10 protein-coding genes and 1 tRNA gene are annotated in these 15,792 nt (G+C 71.9%); 2 read left to right on the top strand and 9 right to left on the bottom strand.

What is annotated here, in order from left to right:
• Positions 1-3 precede the first annotated feature (3 nt).
• On the bottom strand, positions 4-2,718 hold the full coding sequence (polA, locus tag MWU57_RS01945) for a DNA polymerase I (RefSeq protein ID WP_246906963.1): 2,715 nt from the start codon (positions 2,716-2,718) through the stop codon (positions 4-6).
• On the opposite strand from polA, the gene MWU57_RS01950 reads away from it, so the two are divergent.
• Positions 2,717-3,139: a hotdog fold thioesterase gene (locus MWU57_RS01950; protein ID WP_246906965.1), complete on the top strand. Its 423-nt coding sequence runs from the start codon at positions 2,717-2,719 to the stop codon at positions 3,137-3,139. The two genes, polA and MWU57_RS01950, sit on opposite strands and share 2 nt — an antisense overlap.
• Before the next feature lie 49 nt (positions 3,140-3,188).
• On the opposite strand, the gene MWU57_RS01955 is transcribed toward MWU57_RS01950, so the two are convergent.
• Entirely contained in the window at positions 3,189-3,893 is a 705-nt protein-coding gene (locus tag MWU57_RS01955; protein ID WP_125206568.1) for a GNAT family N-acetyltransferase, read from the bottom strand.
• Positions 3,894-4,002: 109 nt separating this feature from the next.
• Entirely contained in the window at positions 4,003-4,668 is a 666-nt protein-coding gene (locus MWU57_RS01960; RefSeq protein ID WP_106269477.1) for an ANTAR domain-containing response regulator, read from the bottom strand.
• A gap of 133 nt (positions 4,669-4,801) precedes the next feature.
• Here MWU57_RS01960 and MWU57_RS01965 point away from each other — a divergent pair.
• A tRNA-Leu gene (locus MWU57_RS01965) sits at positions 4,802-4,875 on the top strand.
• A 93-nt stretch (positions 4,876-4,968) separates the two neighbouring features.
• Here the strand turns inward: MWU57_RS01965 and pyk are convergent.
• From pyk to trpB, 6 genes are all read right to left on the bottom strand, one after another.
• On the bottom strand, positions 4,969-6,408 hold the full coding sequence (gene pyk, locus MWU57_RS01970; RefSeq protein WP_106269476.1) for a pyruvate kinase: 1,440 nt from the start codon (positions 6,406-6,408) through the stop codon (positions 4,969-4,971).
• Between the two features lie 77 nt (positions 6,409-6,485).
• The gene (locus tag MWU57_RS01975; RefSeq protein ID WP_246906967.1) at positions 6,486-7,952 is read right to left on the bottom strand and encodes a glutamate synthase subunit beta; all 1,467 of its coding nucleotides are present in this window, start codon (positions 7,950-7,952) and stop codon (positions 6,486-6,488) included.
• A complete protein-coding gene (gltB, locus tag MWU57_RS01980; RefSeq protein WP_246906968.1) occupies positions 7,945-12,513 on the bottom strand; it encodes a glutamate synthase large subunit in 4,569 nt (1,522 codons plus the stop codon). Before gltB ends, MWU57_RS01975 begins: the two co-directional genes overlap by 8 nt.
• Before the next feature lie 122 nt (positions 12,514-12,635).
• Positions 12,636-13,646, bottom strand: coding sequence for a prolipoprotein diacylglyceryl transferase (gene lgt / locus MWU57_RS01985; protein ID WP_246906969.1), 1,011 nt, complete (start codon positions 13,644-13,646; stop codon positions 12,636-12,638).
• Complete coding sequence (gene trpA, locus MWU57_RS01990; protein WP_106269472.1) at positions 13,643-14,485, bottom strand: tryptophan synthase subunit alpha; 843 nt, start codon at positions 14,483-14,485, stop codon at positions 13,643-13,645. Before trpA ends, lgt begins: the two co-directional genes overlap by 4 nt.
• Positions 14,482-15,753 (bottom strand): tryptophan synthase subunit beta, encoded by a 1,272-nt coding sequence (gene trpB, locus MWU57_RS01995; protein ID WP_106269527.1) that lies wholly within the window; start codon positions 15,751-15,753, stop codon positions 14,482-14,484. Before trpB ends, trpA begins: the two co-directional genes overlap by 4 nt.
• Positions 15,754-15,792: the final 39 nt, after the last annotated feature.

Genomic DNA, 15,792 nt, shown 5'->3' on the forward strand with positions numbered 1-15,792 from the left:
ACGTCAGTGACCGGCGTCGTGCCAGGTCTCGCCCGTACCGACCGACACGTCGAGCGGCACGTCGAGCGCGTAGGCGGCCCCCATCTTCGTGCGCAGGACCTCCTCGGCAGCCTCCCGCTCCCCGGGGGCGACCTCGACCACGAGCTCGTCGTGCACCTGCAGCAGCAGCCTCGACGCCAGTCCACGGTCGTCGAGCTCGCGCTGCACCCCCAGCATGGCGAGCTTGATGATGTCGGCCGCGCTGCCCTGGATCGGTGCGTTGAGTGCCATCCGCTCCGCCATCTGACGACGTTGCCGGTTGTCGCTCGTCAGGTCCGGGAGGTAGCGCCGGCGCCCCAGGATGGTGGCGGTGTACCCGGTGGCACGCGCCTCCTCCACGATCCCCGCCAGGTAGTCGCGCACTCCCCCGAAACGCGTGAAGTAGTCGTCCATCAGCCCCTGCGCCTCGCCGGTGGCGATGTTGAGCTGCTGGGAGAGGCCGAAGGCGCTCAGCCCGTAGGCGAGCCCGTAGCTCATCGCCTTGACCTTCGCGCGCATCTCGGCCGTGACGTCGGCCGGTGCGACGTCGAAGACGCGCGACCCGACGTAGCGGTGCAGGTCCTCGCCCGAGCGGAACGCGGCGATGAGGCCCTCGTCACCCGAGAGGTGGGCCATGATCCGCATCTCGATCTGGCTGTAGTCGGCGGTCAGGAGCACCTCGTGGCCCTCGCCCACCCGGAACGCCCGGCGGATCCGCCGGCCGGACTCCGTCCGGATCGGGATGTTCTGCAGGTTCGGGTCCGTCGAGCTGAGCCGACCCGTCGCGGCGATCGTCTGCTGGAACGTCGTGTGGATCCGTCCGTCCGGCTGCACGGACTTCAGCAGACCCTCCACGGTGGTCCGCAGCTTGGCCGCGTCGCGGTGTGCCAGCAGGTGCGCCAGGAACGGGTGCTCGGTCTTGGTGAAGAGATCCTGCAGGGAGGCGGCGTCCGTGGTGTAGCCGGTCTTGATCTTCTTCGTCCGCGGCATGCCCAGCTGGTCGAACAGGACCTCCTGGAGCTGCTTCGGGCTGCCCAGGTTGACCTCGCGACCGATGACGTCGTACGCCTCCGCGGCCGACCGCGAGACAGCGTCCGCGAAGTGCTGCTCGAGCTCCGTGAGGAACGCGGTGTCCGCCGCGATTCCGGTGTCCTCCATCCGCGCCAGCACGTTCGACAACGGCATCTCGACGTCGTCGAGCAGGCTGCGCGCACCCCGGTCGTCCAGCCCGTCCGCCAGGGCGTCTGCGAGGTCGACGACGGCGACCGCGCGGGCCGCGGCCTCGCCCCCCGGCGCCGTGCCCTCGGAGAGGTCGAGGTCGAGGGCGCCCTGGGCGGCGTCGTCCGCGACGGCGAGCTCGCGGTGCAGGTGCCGGACCACGAGGTCGGCGAGGTCGTACCCTCGCTGGTCGGGGTAGCAGAGGTAGGCGGCCAGCTCGGTGTCCCAGACGACGCCGTCGAGCGCGAGACCACGCGCGGCGAGCATGTGCCAGGCGGCCTTGGCCCCGTGCACGGCCTTGGGGGCGGAGGGGTCGGCGAGCCAGTCGGTGAGCGCGCGCTCGTCGGCAGCGTCCAGCTCCGCCAGGTCGAGCACGACGGCGCTCGCCGTCCCGTCCGTCCCTCCGGTCGCGACGGCGAGCTGCCACGCGTCGGCCCGCGCCGGTCGGGCCACCCCGGTCACGTCGAGGCTCAGGACGACGCCGGCGTGCTGGGCGAGCCAGTCGGCGAGGGGCCCGTCGTGCAGGGTGACGGCGACTCCGGGCGCGGCCACCTGCTCCTGGTCGCCACCCGCCGGGTCGACCGCGAGGAGCCGGTCGCGCAGCGCCCCGAACTGCAGGGCGTCGGAGACGCTGTGGACGGCCTCGCGGTCGAAGCCCACGACGGCGAGGTCCTCGATCGCGAGCGGCAGGTCGACGTCCGTCAGCAGGGCGTTGAGCTCGCGGTTGAGGCGCACCTGGGCCGCGTGCTCCCGGAGCGCCTCACCACGCTTGCCGGTGACCTCCCCCTGACGCTCCAGCAGCGAGTCCAGGCCCCCGAACTGCGTGATCCACTTGGCCGCGACACCGGGGCCCACACCGGGGACGCCGGGCAGGTTGTCGCTCGTCTCACCCACGAGCGCGGCCAGGTCGGGGTAGCGCTCCGGGCGGACCTTGTACTTCTCCTCCACCGCTTCCGGCGTCATCCGCGCGAGCTCCGAGACGCCCTTCTTCGGGTACAGCACCGTGACGCCGTCGGTGACCAGCTGCAGCGCGTCACGGTCTCCCGAGCAGACCAGGACCTCCAGCCCGGCCTCGGCGCCCTGGCGCGCCAGGGTCGCCAGGATGTCGTCCGCCTCGATGCCGTCGCGCTGCAGCGCCGGCACGCGCAGCGCCTCGAGGACCTCCTTGATGAGGGGGACCTGGCCACGGAAGACCTCGGGCGTGGCGTCGCGGTTGCCCTTGTACTCGGCGAACCGCTCGGTGCGGAACGTCACGCGCCCGGCGTCGAACGCGACCGCGAGGTGCGTCGGCTCCTCGTCGCGCAGCAGGTTCGTCAGCATCGAGAAGAAGCCGTACACGGCGTTGGTCACCTGACCGCTGGAGGTCACCAGCGTGTCGGGCAGGGCGTAGAACGCCCGGTAGGCCATCGAGTGGCCGTCGATGAGGAGCAGTCGGCCACCGGTTCGCGCTGAGGTCGTCACGGGTGCCAACCTATCGTCCATGACTGACACGGACTCCTTCCCCCAGGACGCGGCGGGGTGGCAGCGGGCGGCCGCCGGGACGCTCATCGAGCGCACCGGCATCGTGCTGACCGAGGTGAGCGCCGGCACGACGCGGGGCACCATGCCGGTGACCGGCAACACGCAGCCGGCCGGACTGCTGCACGGCGGCGCGACCGCCTCGCTCGCCGAGACGCTCGGATCCGTGGCGGCGCAGAGCCACGCCGGCCCCGGACGAGCAGCCGTCGGGCTCGAGCTCAACGTCACGCACCACCGTGGCGTGCGCAGCGGACAGGTCCACGGGGTCGCGACGGCGCTGCACCTCGGACGGTCGACCGCAGCCTACGAGATCGTCGTCACCGACGACGACGAGCGGCGTGTGGCGACGGCGCGGCTCACCTGCATGCTGCTCGACGCCGGCTGAGCGGCGAGCCGTCCTCGGGAGACCGGGACCCGCCACGCGACGGGGGACGTCAGGAGGCGTTGGACGTCTGCTCGGCCTCGGTCCCGGCCCGATGGGCCGCCTCGGCCGCGGCGTGCTCCACCTGGAACGCGCGCAGGTCCACGGGCCCGGTGGGCAGACCGGCCTCACGAGCGCGACGCCGGCGCGCCACCAGGTCCTCGATCGCCGCACGGGTCGCGTCGCGACGGCGGCGACCGCCGTCGCGACGACGGACGACCGTGGCACCGGGCGACGCTCCCTGCGCCAGCCGCCGCTCCAGCACCGGCACCGCGACGACGCGGTGCCCGGCAGCGGGGGCGAACCCGAGCCGGGCCAGGAACCGGTGCATCTCCCGGGCGCCGGGCGCGGGTGCGCAGTAGATGTTCTCCGCACCGGCCTCGGCAGCGAGGTCGAGCGCAGCGACGAGCAGGGACCGACCGACGCCGTGCCGACGGGTCCGGGGCGCGACGAGGATCGCGTCGACGTAGAGGCTCGGAGTCAGTGCGTAGAAGCGCGGGCCGAGCACGCGGACCAGGAGGAAGCCCACGACCGCGCCGTCCTCGACCGCCACCAGTACCTCTCCCCCGGCGGCCAGCAGGACGCTGAGGTGCTCACAGAGCCTGCCCGGGTCGGCGGCGGCCGTCGTCGTGCCGTCCGGGGCGACGCTCGCCGCCAGCTCGGCGACCTCCAGCAGGTCGTCCTCCGTCGCGGGGCGAACTGTGACCGCTGCACGCATCGACTCTCCCTCCGACACTCCGTACGTCTTCTCCGAGCGGAAAGGTCACGAAAAGATCACGACTCCCTGGCGACGATAGCCGTCACCAGGGAGTCGCACAACGTCTGTCTCAGGCGCCCACCTGGTCGATGACGGCGTCCGCCACCTCGCGCATGGTGAGCCGCCGGTCCATCGAGGTCTTCTGGATCCAGCGGAACGACTCCGGCTCGCTCAGGCCCATCTTCGTCATCAGCAGGCCCTTGGCCCGGTCCACCCGCTTGCGGGTCTCGAAACGCTCCTGGAGGTCCGCCACCTCCGACTCCAGCGCACCGATCTGCTGGTAGCGGGAGATCGCGATCTCGACCGCGGGCAGCAGGTCCGCCGGGGTGAAGGGCTTGACGACGTAGGCCATGGCGCCCGCGTCGCGCGCGCGCTCGACGAGCTCGGTCTGCGAGAACGCGGTGAGCAGCACGACCGGCGCCGCGTGCGCCTTGCCGATCCGCTCGGCCGCCGAGATGCCGTCCAGCTCGGGCATCTTGACGTCCATGACGACGACGTCGGGCTTGAGCTCCGTGGCCAGGCTGACGGCCGTCTCACCGTCGCCGGCCTCGCCCACGACGTCGAAGCCCGCCTCGCGCAGCGTCTCCACGACGTCCATGCGGATCAGCGCCTCGTCCTCGGCGACCACGGCCCGCCGTGAGGGCTTCGCCGGGGGCTCGGGAGGCGACGCCTCCGGCTCGGCGTCGATCAGCGGGGGCAGGTCGAGCGGCAGCTTCTCGTCGGTCACAGGGACCATCGTAGACCCCGTGGGCACCGGTCGGGCGCTTTTGCCCCGCACGCCGCGGTGTGACCGTGCGCACCCGTACCAGGTCGCGGCCGGTTGGGCACCGGGCAGGACGGTGTGGTTCGATAAGGCCGCTGCCGCCCGCGCCCCGGTAGCCCAACCGGCAGAGGCAATCGGCTCAAACCCGATCCAGTGCGGGTTCGAATCCCGCCCGGGGCACGCAGCACGAGAGCCCGGACCGCAGCAGCGGTCCGGGCTCTCGTGGTCTCCTCGGTGCCGGTCCACCGGCACCGCCGGTCGGACCGGAGCGGGTCAGACGCTCAGCGCGCCGCCGTCGCTGTGGCTGCCCACCTTGTGCACGAGGATCGAGTTCGTCGTACCCGGCACCCCGACCGGGGCGCCCGAGACGATGACCACGCGGTCCCCGACCTCGGCCAGGCCGTTGGCCTGCAGGGTCTGGTCGACCTGCCCGACCATCGCGTCGACCGAACCGACCTCCGGCACCGCGTACGTGGTGGTGCCCCAGGTGAGCGCCAGCACGTTGCGCACCGACTCCTCCGGGGTGAAGGCGAGCAGCGGGATGCCCGAGCGCAGGCGCGACATGCGCTTGGCCGAGTCACCGGACTGCGTGAACGTCACCAGGTACTTCACGCCGAGCGAGTTGCCGATCTCCGCTGCCGCCCGCGTGATGATCCCGCCACGGGTGTGCGGCGCGGAGCCGAGCGGGGCGATGCGCTCACGCCCCATCTCCTCCGTGGCCTCGATGATCGAAGCCATCGTCTGCACCGTGAGGATGGGGTAGTCGCCGACGGACGTCTCGCCCGACAGCATGACCGCGTCGGCACCGTCGAGCACCGCGTTGGCGCAGTCGGAGGCCTCGGCGCGCGTCGGACGCGGGCTCGTGGTCATCGACTCGAGCACCTGCGTCGCCACGATGACCGGCTTCGCGTTCTGGCGCGCGAGCTCCACGATGCGCTTCTGGACCAGCGGGACCTGCTCCAGCGGCATCTCGACCGCCAGGTCCCCACGGGCCACCATGAAGCCGTCGAACGCCGCGATGACCTCCTCGAGGTTGTCCACCGCCTGCGGCTTCTCGATCTTCGCGACGACGGGGACGACACGGCCCTCGGCGTCCATGATCTTGCGGACGTCCTCGTAGTCGGCCGCGTTGCGGACGAACGACAGGGCGATGATGTCCGCGCCCATGCGCAGCGCCCAGCGCAGGTCGTCGGTGTCCTTCTCGCTCAGGGCCGGGACCGAGACGGCCACGCCGGGAAGGTTGAGCCCCTTGTTGTTGGACACCGGGCCGGGCACCTCGACGGTGGTGACGACACGGGGGCCTTCCACCGCGGTGACGCGCACGCGCACCTTGCCGTCGTCGATGAGGATCGGGTCGCCCACGCGGGCGTCCTGCGGCAGGCCCTTGTGCGTGGTCGAGACCAGCTCACGGGTGCCCACGACGTCCTCGGTCGTGATGGTGAGGGTGTCACCCTCGTTCAGGAAGTGCTTCTCGTCGCCGCCGAACCGGCCCAGCCGGATCTTGGGTCCCTGCAGGTCGACCAGGACGGCGACGTTGCGCCCCGCGTCCTTCGCCGCCGCGCGCACACCGTGATAGACGGCCTCGTGCTCCGACTGCTCGCCGTGGCTCCGGTTGATCCGGGCCACGTCCATACCCGCGTCGACCAGCTCCCGGAGCTTCTCCGGTGATGCTGTCGCGGGTCCGATGGTGCACACGATCTTCGCTCTGCGCATGTCTCCAGCCTCGTCGTCGTACTGCCCCGGTACCGACCGGGGCCGTCCCGGACGCCACACGACGCCCGGGTTCGTGCTCATTCTCTCAGGGCAACGGTGCGCGGGCCCACGGGGGCCGGCAGCTCGGTGCTCCCCTGGAGGAACGTGTCCACGGCGGCCGCGGCCGCCCGCCCCTCGGCGATCGCCCACACGATGAGCGACTGACCGCGGCCGGCGTCGCCGGCCACGAAGACGCCCGGGAGTGTGGTCGCGTAGTCGTCACCGCGGCGCACCAGGCCGCGGCTCGTGGTCTCGATGCCGGTCTGCTCGACCAGCTGGTCCGTCTCCGGCCCGGTGAAGCCCATCGCGATCAGGACCAGGTCCGCCGGGATCTCGCGCTCCGTGCCGGACTTCGGCACGCGCCGACCGTCGGCCAGGTACTCCGTCTCGGCGACCTTCAGGGCCCGGACCGCGCCGTTCTCGTCGCCGACGAACTCCACGGTCGAGGCCAGGAAGGTCCGCTCGCCGCCCTCCTCGTACGAGGTCGAGACCTCGTAGAGGATGGGGTCCGTGGGCCACGGCTGGTGCGGCTGGCGCTCCGACGGCGGCTTCTTGCCGATCGCGAGCGTCGACACGCTCTCCGCGCCCTGGCGCAACGACGTGCCGACGCAGTCCGAGCCGGTGTCACCACCGCCGATGACGACGACGTGCTTGCCCCGGGCGCTCGGCGCGCCCTCGACGGGGCGGCCCGCGGCCGCCTTGTTCGACGGCGTCAGGAAGTCCATCGCCGGGAGCACGCCGGACAGCTCGTGGCCCGGGACCGGCAGGCCGCGGGGCACGGTCGCACCCGTGGCCACCACGACGGCGTCGAACCGACGGCGCAGCGCGTCCCACGTGATGTCCTTGCCGATCTCCACCCCGGCACGGAACCGGGTGCCCTCGGCCTCCATCTGGGCGAGCCGACGCTCGATGTGCGTCTTCTCGAGCTTGAAGTCCGGGATGCCGTAGCGCAGGAGACCACCGATCGCGTCGTCCCGCTCGTAGACGACCACGGTGTGGCCGGCACGGGTGAGCTGCTGCGCGACGGCCAGACCGGCCGGACCCGAGCCCACGACGGCGACGGTCGACCCGGTGAGCCGCTGCGGCACCTGCGGCGTGACCAGCCCGCGCTCGAAGGCCTCGTCGATGATCGAGACCTCGATGTTCTTGATCGTCACGGCCGGCTGGTTGATGCCCAGCACACAGCTGGTCTCGCACGGGGCGGGGCACACCCGGCCCGTGAACTCCGGGAAGTTGTTCGTCGCGTGCAGCCGCTCGATCGCGTCGGCCCACTGGTCCTGGCGGACGAGGTCGTTCCACTCGGGGATGAGGTTCCCGAGCGGGCACCCCTGGTGGCAGAACGGGACGCCGCAGTCCATGCAGCGGCCGGCCTGCTCCTTGAGGAACGGCTGGCCCTCCTGGAGGTGGGCGTGCACGTCCTTCCAGTCGCGCAGGCGCACCTCGACGGGACGGTTCGGCGGGAGCTCGCGCTCCCGGACCTTCAGGAATCCGCGCGGGTCAGCCACGTGCCACCTCCATGATGTGCTCCCAGAGGGAGGGATCGAAGTCGTCGCCCTCGCCCAGGGGCGTTCCGGCGGACTCCGCGTCGGCCAGTGCCGCGCGGACGTTCGCCCAGGCCGGCGGGAGGATCCGCGAGAAGCGCTCGCGCGTGCCCTCGTCCGCCAGCAGCTCGGCCGCGACGGGCGAGCCGGTCTCCTCGTGGTGCTTCGTCAGCAGCTCCTGCACGCGGGACCAGTCGTCGTCCTCGAGGGGCCCGACCACCAGCTCGCCGGACGCGACCGACGCCGAGTTCATGGCGCCGTCGCGCAGGTTCAGCACGTAGGCCACGCCCCCGGACATCCCGGCCCCGAAGTTGCGGCCGGTCGGACCGAGCACGACCACCTCGCCGCCGGTCATGTACTCGCAGCCGTGGTCGCCCACGCCCTCGACGACCAGGGTCGCCCCGGAGTTGCGGACGCCGAACCGCTCACCGACGCGGCCGCGCAGCAGCACCTCGCCGCTCGTCGCGCCGTAGCCGATGACGTTGCCCGCGATGACGTTCGCGGCGCCGTCGAGCACGGCCGCGCGGTCGGGCCGCACCACGATCCGACCCCCGGAGAGCCCCTTGCCGACGTAGTCGTTCGCGTCGCCGAAGAGCCGCAGGGTCACCCCACGAGGGATGAACGCCCCGAAGGACTGGCCGGCGGAACCGGTCAGCGTCACGTCGATCGTGTCGTCGGGCAGACCGGCCCCGCGGTACCGCTTGGTCACCTCGTGGCCGAGCATCGTGCCGACCGTGCGGTTGACGTTGCGGACCGGGACCTCGATCCGCACCGGCTGGGCGTCCTCGAGCGCCGCTCGGGCCTGCGCGATGAGGTGCTGGTCCAGCGCCTTGTCCAGACCGTGGTCCTGCGCACGGGTGCGGTGCAGGGCCGAACCGGCCGGGTGCTCGACGCGTTCGAGCACCGGCGCCAGGTCGAGGCCCTCGGCCTTCCAGTGGTCGACCGCCTTGCGCGTGTCGAGCGCCTGGACCTGACCGACCGCCTCCTCGACGGACCGGTAGCCCAGGGAGGCGAGGTGCTCGCGCACCTCGGTCGCGATGAACTCGAAGAAGTTGACGACGAACTCGGGCTTGCCGGTGAACCGGCTGCGCAGCTCCGGGTTCTGCGTGGCCACGCCGACCGGGCAGGTGTCCAGGTGGCACACGCGCATCATGATGCAGCCCGAGACCACCATCGGCGCCGTCGCGAAGCCGAACTCCTCCGCACCGAGCAGCGCGGCGACGACCACGTCCCGGCCGGTCTTCATCTGACCGTCGACCTGGACGGTGATGCGGTCGCGCAGGTTGTTGAGCACGAGCGTCTGCTGGGTCTCGGCCAGGCCGATCTCCCACGGCGTGCCGGCGTGCTTGAGCGACGTCAGCGGGCTGGCTCCCGTGCCGCCGTCGTGCCCCGAGATGAGGACGACGTCGGCGTGCGCCTTGGACACGCCCGTCGCGACCGTGCCCACGCCGAACTCGGAGACGAGCTTGACGTGGATGCGGGCGCTCGGGTTCGCGTTCTTGGCGTCGTGGATCAGCTGGGCAAGATCCTCGATGGAGTAGATGTCGTGGTGCGGCGGCGGCGAGATGAGGCCGACGCCGGGCGTCGAGTGCCGGGTCTTGGCCACCCACGGGTACACCTTGGGTCCGGGCAGCTGGCCGCCCTCGCCCGGCTTGGCGCCCTGGGCGAGCTTGAGCTGGATGTCGTCCGCCTGCGTGAGGTACTCGCTGGTCACGCCGAAGCGACCGGAGGCGATCTGCTTCACGCGCGAACGACGCCGCGGGTCGTAGAGGCGCTCGGAGTCCTCGCCGCCCTCCCCCGAGTTCGAGCGGCCCTCGAGCTCGTTCATCGCGACGGCGAGCGTCTCGTGCATCTCCTGGGAGATGGCGCCGTAGGACATCGCACCGGTGTTGAACCGCTTGACGATCTCGCTGACCGGCTCGACCTCGTCGATCGGGATCGGCTCGCGGTCGGGGTTGAAGCGCAGGAGCCCGCGCAGCGTCATCAGCCGCTCGGACTGCTCGTCGACGCGACGGGTGTACTTGCGGAAGATCTCCATCCGGCCGGTGCGCGTGGCGTGCTGCAGACGGAACACGGTCTCGGGGTCGAAGAGGTGCTCCTCGCCGTCGCGCCGCCACTGGTACTCGCCGCCCGTGGTGAGGCGCTCGTGCGGGGCGTGGTTGCCCGACGCCGGGTAGGCCTCGGTGTGGCGCGCCGCGGTCTCGGCGGCGATCACGTCCAGGCCGATGCCACCGAGCCGGCTCGTGGTGCCCGTGAAGTAGTCCTCCACCAGCTCGTGGGAGAGCCCGACGGCCTCGAAGACCTGCGCACCGCGGTAGGACATGATCGTCGAGATGCCCATCTTGGACATCACCTTCAGCACGCCCTTGCCCAGCGCCTTGATGAGGTTGCGCACGGCGACCTCCGGAGAGACGTCGAGGTAACCGCGCAGAGCCAGGTCCTCGACGGTCTCCATGGCGAGATAGGGGTTGACGGCAGCCGCGCCGTAGCCGATGAGCAGCGCGACGTGGTGCACCTCGCGCACGTCGCCCGCCTCCACCACGAGGGAGATCCTCGTGCGCGTCTGCCGGCGCAGCAGGTGGTGGTGCACCGCGCTGGTGAGCAGCAGCGACGGGATCGGTGCCCGTTCGGCGTCCGAGTCGCGGTCGGACAGCACGATGTGGGTCGCGCCGGAGTCGATCTGGGCGTCGATCTCGGCGAAGATCTCCTCGAGGCGGGCGTGCAGAGCCTGCCCGCCACCCGAGACGTCGTACAGACCGCGGACGATGGCGGCGCGGAACTCGCCCTCCAACCGGGCGTCCCGGTCGATGCGCACGATCTTCGCGAGCTCGTCGTTGTCCAGCACGGGGAAGGGCAGCGTGAGCTTGCGGGCGTGCAGGGGGGTGTCGTCGAGCAGGTTCGGCTCCGGACCGATGGCACCGCCGATCGAGGTCACCAGCTCCTCGCGGATCGCGTCGAGCGGCGGGTTGGTGACCTGGGCGAACATCTGCGTGAAGTAGTCGAACAGCAGGCGCGGGCGGCTGGACAGCACCGCGACCGGGGTGTCCGAGCCCATCGCGCCCAGCGGCTCCATGGCCTTGTTCGCCATGGGCGTCAGGATGACCTTGAGCTCCTCCGAGGTGTACCCGAAGGCACGCTGGCGGCGCTGCACCGAGGCCGGCGAGTGCGCGACGTGCTCCCGCTCCGGCAGGGAGTCGAGGGAGATCGAGTTCTCCTCGACCCACCGCGCGTACGGCCGCTGGGCGGCGAGCTGCGACTTGAGCTCGTCGTCCTCGACGATCCGCCCCTGCGCGGTGTCCACCAGGAACATGCGGCCGGGCTCGAGCCGTCCCTTGCGGACCACCGTCGCCGGGTCCAGGTCGAGCACGCCGGCCTCGGAGCCGAGGACGACGAGGCCGTCCTCCGTGACCCAGTACCGGCCGGGTCGCAGACCGTTGCGGTCGAGGACGGCACCGATCAGCGTGCCGTCCGTGAAGGTCAGGCAGGCGGGGCCGTCCCACGGCTCGATGAGGTTCGCGTGGTACTCGTAGAAGGCACGGCGTGCCGGGTCCATCTCGGCATGGTTCTCCCAGGCCTCCGGGATCATCATGAGCACCGAGTGGGGCAGGGAGCGCCCCGAGAGGTGCAGCAGCTCGAGCACCTCGTCGAAGCTCGCCGAGTCGCTCGAGCCCGCCGTGCAGACGGGCAGGAGCGGCGTGAGGTCGCCGAGCGCCTCGCTGGCGAGGTTGCCCTCGCGGGCCGCCATCCAGTTGCGGTTGCCGCGCACCGTGTTGATCTCGCCGTTGTGCGCGATCATACGGAACGGCTGGGCCAGCGGCCACGACGGGAACGTGTTGGTGGAGAAGCGCGAGTGGACCAGCGCGATCTCCGACGCGTACCGCGGGTCCGACAGGTCGGGGAAGAAGGGCTCGAGCTGGGACGTGGTGAGCATGCCCTTGTAGGTCACCGTACGCGCCGACAGGGATGCCAGGAAGAGCCCCAGCTCGTTCTCGGACCGCTTGCGCAGCCGGTACGCGCGCCGGTCCAGCTCGATCCCGGCCAGCTCGCGCGCCGGGTCGGCCACGAGGACCTGACGGAAGGTCGGCATCGAGGCCCGCGCGGTCGGCCCGACGAGGTCCGCGGTCACGGGCACGTCCCGCCAGGCGAGCACGTCGAGCTTCTCCTCGACGGCGATCGCCTCGAAACGGCGTGCGACGGCGTCGGCCTCGTCGCGGTCCTGCGGGAGGAACGCCATGCCGATGGCGTACCGCCCGGCGGGCGGCAGCTCCACGGCGACGACGTCACGGACGAAGGCGTCGGGGATCTGGGTGAGGATCCCTGCCCCGTCACCGCTGTTCTCCTCCGCACCGACCGCACCGCGGTGGTCGAGGTTGAGCAGCGCGGTGAGGCCTGCGTCGACGATGTCGCGCCCGGGCGTCCCGCGCAGGGTCGCGACGAACGCGACACCACACGCGTCGTGTTCCGTCGCGGGGTCGTAAAGGCCCTGCGCCTCGGGTGGCGCGACCCAGTGCTGCGGCGTGGTCATCAACACCGTCCTCCTGTGCGCCCGCACGCGGGCGCGTCTGCTTCAAGGGTGGTTCGGGACGTCGTCGGCCCGTCGGACATGCCAGGCGACGCTCTCCGGGTGGTGACCCGGTCGGCGGTGCCTCAGGCGCGCGGTGCCGGGTCCTGGTCGGGCCCGGCGGCCGACGCTTCCGTGTCGGTCGTGTCGGTGGTGTCCTCGTCGGCGACGGCCTCGGCCGTGCCTGCGTGGTCACCGTCGGTCTCGGTCTGCGCATCGGCGTCCGGCTCCACGGTGGAGCCCGGCAGCGAGACACCGTCCTCGCGACCGGGATGCAACCGGCCGACGACGACGAACGCGACGAGGGCACCGAGGCCCACGACGAGCGAGGTCCATACGTTCAGCCGCATCCCGAGCACCATCTCAGCGGTGTCGATGCGGAGCATCTCGATCCACACCCTGCCGAGGGTGTAGATCACGACGTAGGCCCAGAATACCCTCCCATGACCGAGCCTGTACCGGCGGTCGAGCCAGATGAGAAGAGCAGCGGCAGCGAGGTTCCAGAGCATCTCGTACAGGAACGTCGGGTGGAACAGTGTTCCCTCGGCGTACTGCAGGCCCGTGGCCGGGTCGACGGGCAGGTAGGCCACGTCGATCTCGAGGCCCCAGGGCAGCTCGGTCGGTGCCCCGAAGAGCTCCTGGTTGAACCAGTTGCCCAGCCGCCCGATCGCCTGCGCGACGAGCAGGCCCGGGGCGAGGGCGTCGGCGAAGGTGGACAGGCGCACGCCCAGCCGGCGGCAGCCGATCCAGGCGCCGACGGCGCCGAGCGCGACAGCGCCCCAGATGCCGAGGCCGCCCTCCCAGATGTACAGCGCGCTGACCGGGTCGCCGTTCTCGCCCCAGTACGGGTCCGGCGTCGAGACGACGTGGTAGATCCGCCCGCCGACGATCCCGAACGGGACGGCCCAGAAGGCGATCTCCAGGACGTCGTCCGGGTCACCACCGCGAGCCTTCCACCGGCGCATGGTCATCCACACCGCCACGACGATGCCCGCGAGGATCGCCAGGGCGTAGGCGCGGATCGGCACGGGGCCCAGGTGCCAGGTGTGCTGGTCGGGGCTCGGGATCGATGCCGCGAGCTGGCCGAGGACGGTCACGAGTCTCCTCCGGTGGTGCGGGCGCGCGCGACTCCGGCCGCGAGCTCGCCGGTCACCCTACCGAGGGCGTCCAGCCGGTCGGTCCAGGGGTCGTCGGACAACAGCGTGCGGACCAGTGCCGACCCGACGATGACGCCGTCGGCGTACCGTCCGACCTCGGCCGCCTGCTCGCCCGTCGAGACCCCGAGCCCCACGCACACGTGGTCCGCGCCGGCGGACCGGGTCGCGGTGACCAGCTCCTCGGCGGCCAGCCCGACGGACTCGCGCGTGCCCGTGACACCCATCGTCGAGGCGGCGTAGACGAACCCGCGGGAGGCCCTGGCGGTCAGGTGCAGGCGCTCGGCGGTCGAGCTCGGCGCGACGAGGTAGACCTTGTCGAGCCCCAGCTCGTCGGCGGCCGCGCTCCACTCCGCGGCTTCGTCGGGGATGAGGTCCGGCGTGATCATCCCGGCACCGCCCGCGGCGGCGAGGTCGCGGGCGAAGGCCTCGACCCCGTACCGCAGCACGGGGTTGTAGTACGACATGACCAGCGCGGGCACCGTGCCGCCCGAGTGCTCGGCGACGGCCTCGACCACGGTGAGCACGTCGCGGACCCGGGCGCCGGCCGCCAACGCGGCCTCGGCCGCACGCTGGATGACGGGCCCGTCCATCACCGGGTCGGTGTACGGCACGCCGATCTCGACGACGTCGACCCCCGCGTCGACCATCGTCGTGACGGCCTCGACGGAGCGGGCGACGTCGGGGAACCCGACGGGAAGATAGCCGACGAGCGCGGCGCGCCCTGTCCCGGCGAGCTCGTCGAGCCTCGCCGCGGTCCTGGATGTCGTCGCCGTGCTCACTGGTCCCCCTCCGTCGCGTCCCCGTCGAGCAGGCCGAACCAGCGGGCCGCCGTGGCCACGTCCTTGTCCCCCCGGCCCGAGAGGTTGACGAGCAGCACCTGGTCGGACCCGCCGTCCTCGACGATCCGGCGGCCGACGCGCAGCACACCGGCCAGCGCGTGCGCCGACTCGATCGCGGGGATGATCCCCTCCGTCCGGCACAGGAGCTGGAAGGCCTCCATCGCCTCGGCGTCGGTCACGGGCTCGTAGGCGGCCCGGCCGATGTCGTGCAGCCAGGAGTGCGCCGGCCCGACGCTCGGGTAGTCGAGCCCCGCCGAGACCGAGTGGCTCGGGCGGGTCTGGCCGTCGTCGTCCTGGAGGAGGTAGGACCGCGCGCCGTGGAGCACTCCGGGCGCACCACCGGAGAACCGCGCCGCGTGGCGGCCGGACTCGATGCCCTCTCCCCCGGCCTCGAACCCGTAGAGCGCCACACCGTCGTCGTCCAGGAACGCGTTGAACAGGCCGAGGGCGTTCGACCCGCCGCCCACGCACGCCGCGACGACGTCGGGCAGGCGGCCGACGCGCTCGAGCATCTGCTCGCGCGCCTCCTCGCCGATGATCCGGTGGAACTCGCGCACCATCTCCGGGAACGGGTGCGGTCCCGTCACGGTGCCGAGCAGGTAGTGGGTGTGGTCGACGTTGGTGACCCAGTCGCGCAGCGCCTCGTTGATGGCGTCCTTCAGGGTGCGCGTCCCGACCGTCACGGGGACGACCGTCGCGCCGAGGAGCTCCATGCGGGCGACGTTCAGCGCCTGGCGGCGCGTGTCCTCCTCGCCCATGTAGACGACGCACTCCAGGCCGAGGAGGGCGGCCGCCGTCGCCGTCGCGACCCCGTGCTGACCGGCTCCCGTCTCCGCGATGACGCGCGTCTTGCCCATCCGCTTGACGAGCAACGCCTGGCCGAGCACGTTGTTGATCTTGTGGGACCCCGTGTGGTTGAGGTCCTCCCGCTTGAGGAACACCCGCACCGGTGCGGCGCCGTCGTCGCCCGGGCCGGCGATGTGCGCCGCGAACCGCGGCACCTCGGTCAGCGGGGACGGGCGGCCGGTGTAGTCGCGGTGCAGGCGGGACAGCTCGGCAGCGAAGCCCGGGTCGCCCTGCGCCTTGCGGAACTCCGCCTCCAGCTCGTCGAGCGCGGCGATCAGCGCCTCCGGGACGTACCGGCCGCCGAACTGCCCGAAGTAGGGACCATGGACGTCGGCGAGCTTCTCGGCGACCTGATCGGCCAGTGTCTCGGTCAGCGCGTCTCGCACGGGCTGCTCGGGCTG

The sequence above is a fragment of the Isoptericola sp. S6320L genome, assembly GCF_023015685.1.
GTDB lineage: Bacteria > Actinomycetota > Actinomycetes > Actinomycetales > Cellulomonadaceae > Isoptericola > Isoptericola halotolerans_A.

Coding starts and splice junctions, on each gene's coding strand:
- MWU57_RS01955 (WP_125206568.1), bottom strand. CDS start 3,893: ATGCGTGCAGCGGTCACAGTTCGCCCCGCGACGGAGGACGACCTGCTG.
- gltB (WP_246906968.1), bottom strand. CDS start 12,513: ATGACCACGCCGCAGCACTGGGTCGCGCCACCCGAGGCGCAGGGCCTT.
- MWU57_RS01960 (WP_106269477.1), bottom strand. CDS start 4,668: ATGGTCCCTGTGACCGACGAGAAGCTGCCGCTCGACCTGCCCCCGCTG.
- MWU57_RS01950 (WP_246906965.1), top strand. CDS start 2,717: ATGACTGACACGGACTCCTTCCCCCAGGACGCGGCGGGGTGGCAGCGG.
- polA (WP_246906963.1), bottom strand. CDS start 2,718: ATGGACGATAGGTTGGCACCCGTGACGACCTCAGCGCGAACCGGTGGC.
- pyk (WP_106269476.1), bottom strand. CDS start 6,408: ATGCGCAGAGCGAAGATCGTGTGCACCATCGGACCCGCGACAGCATCA.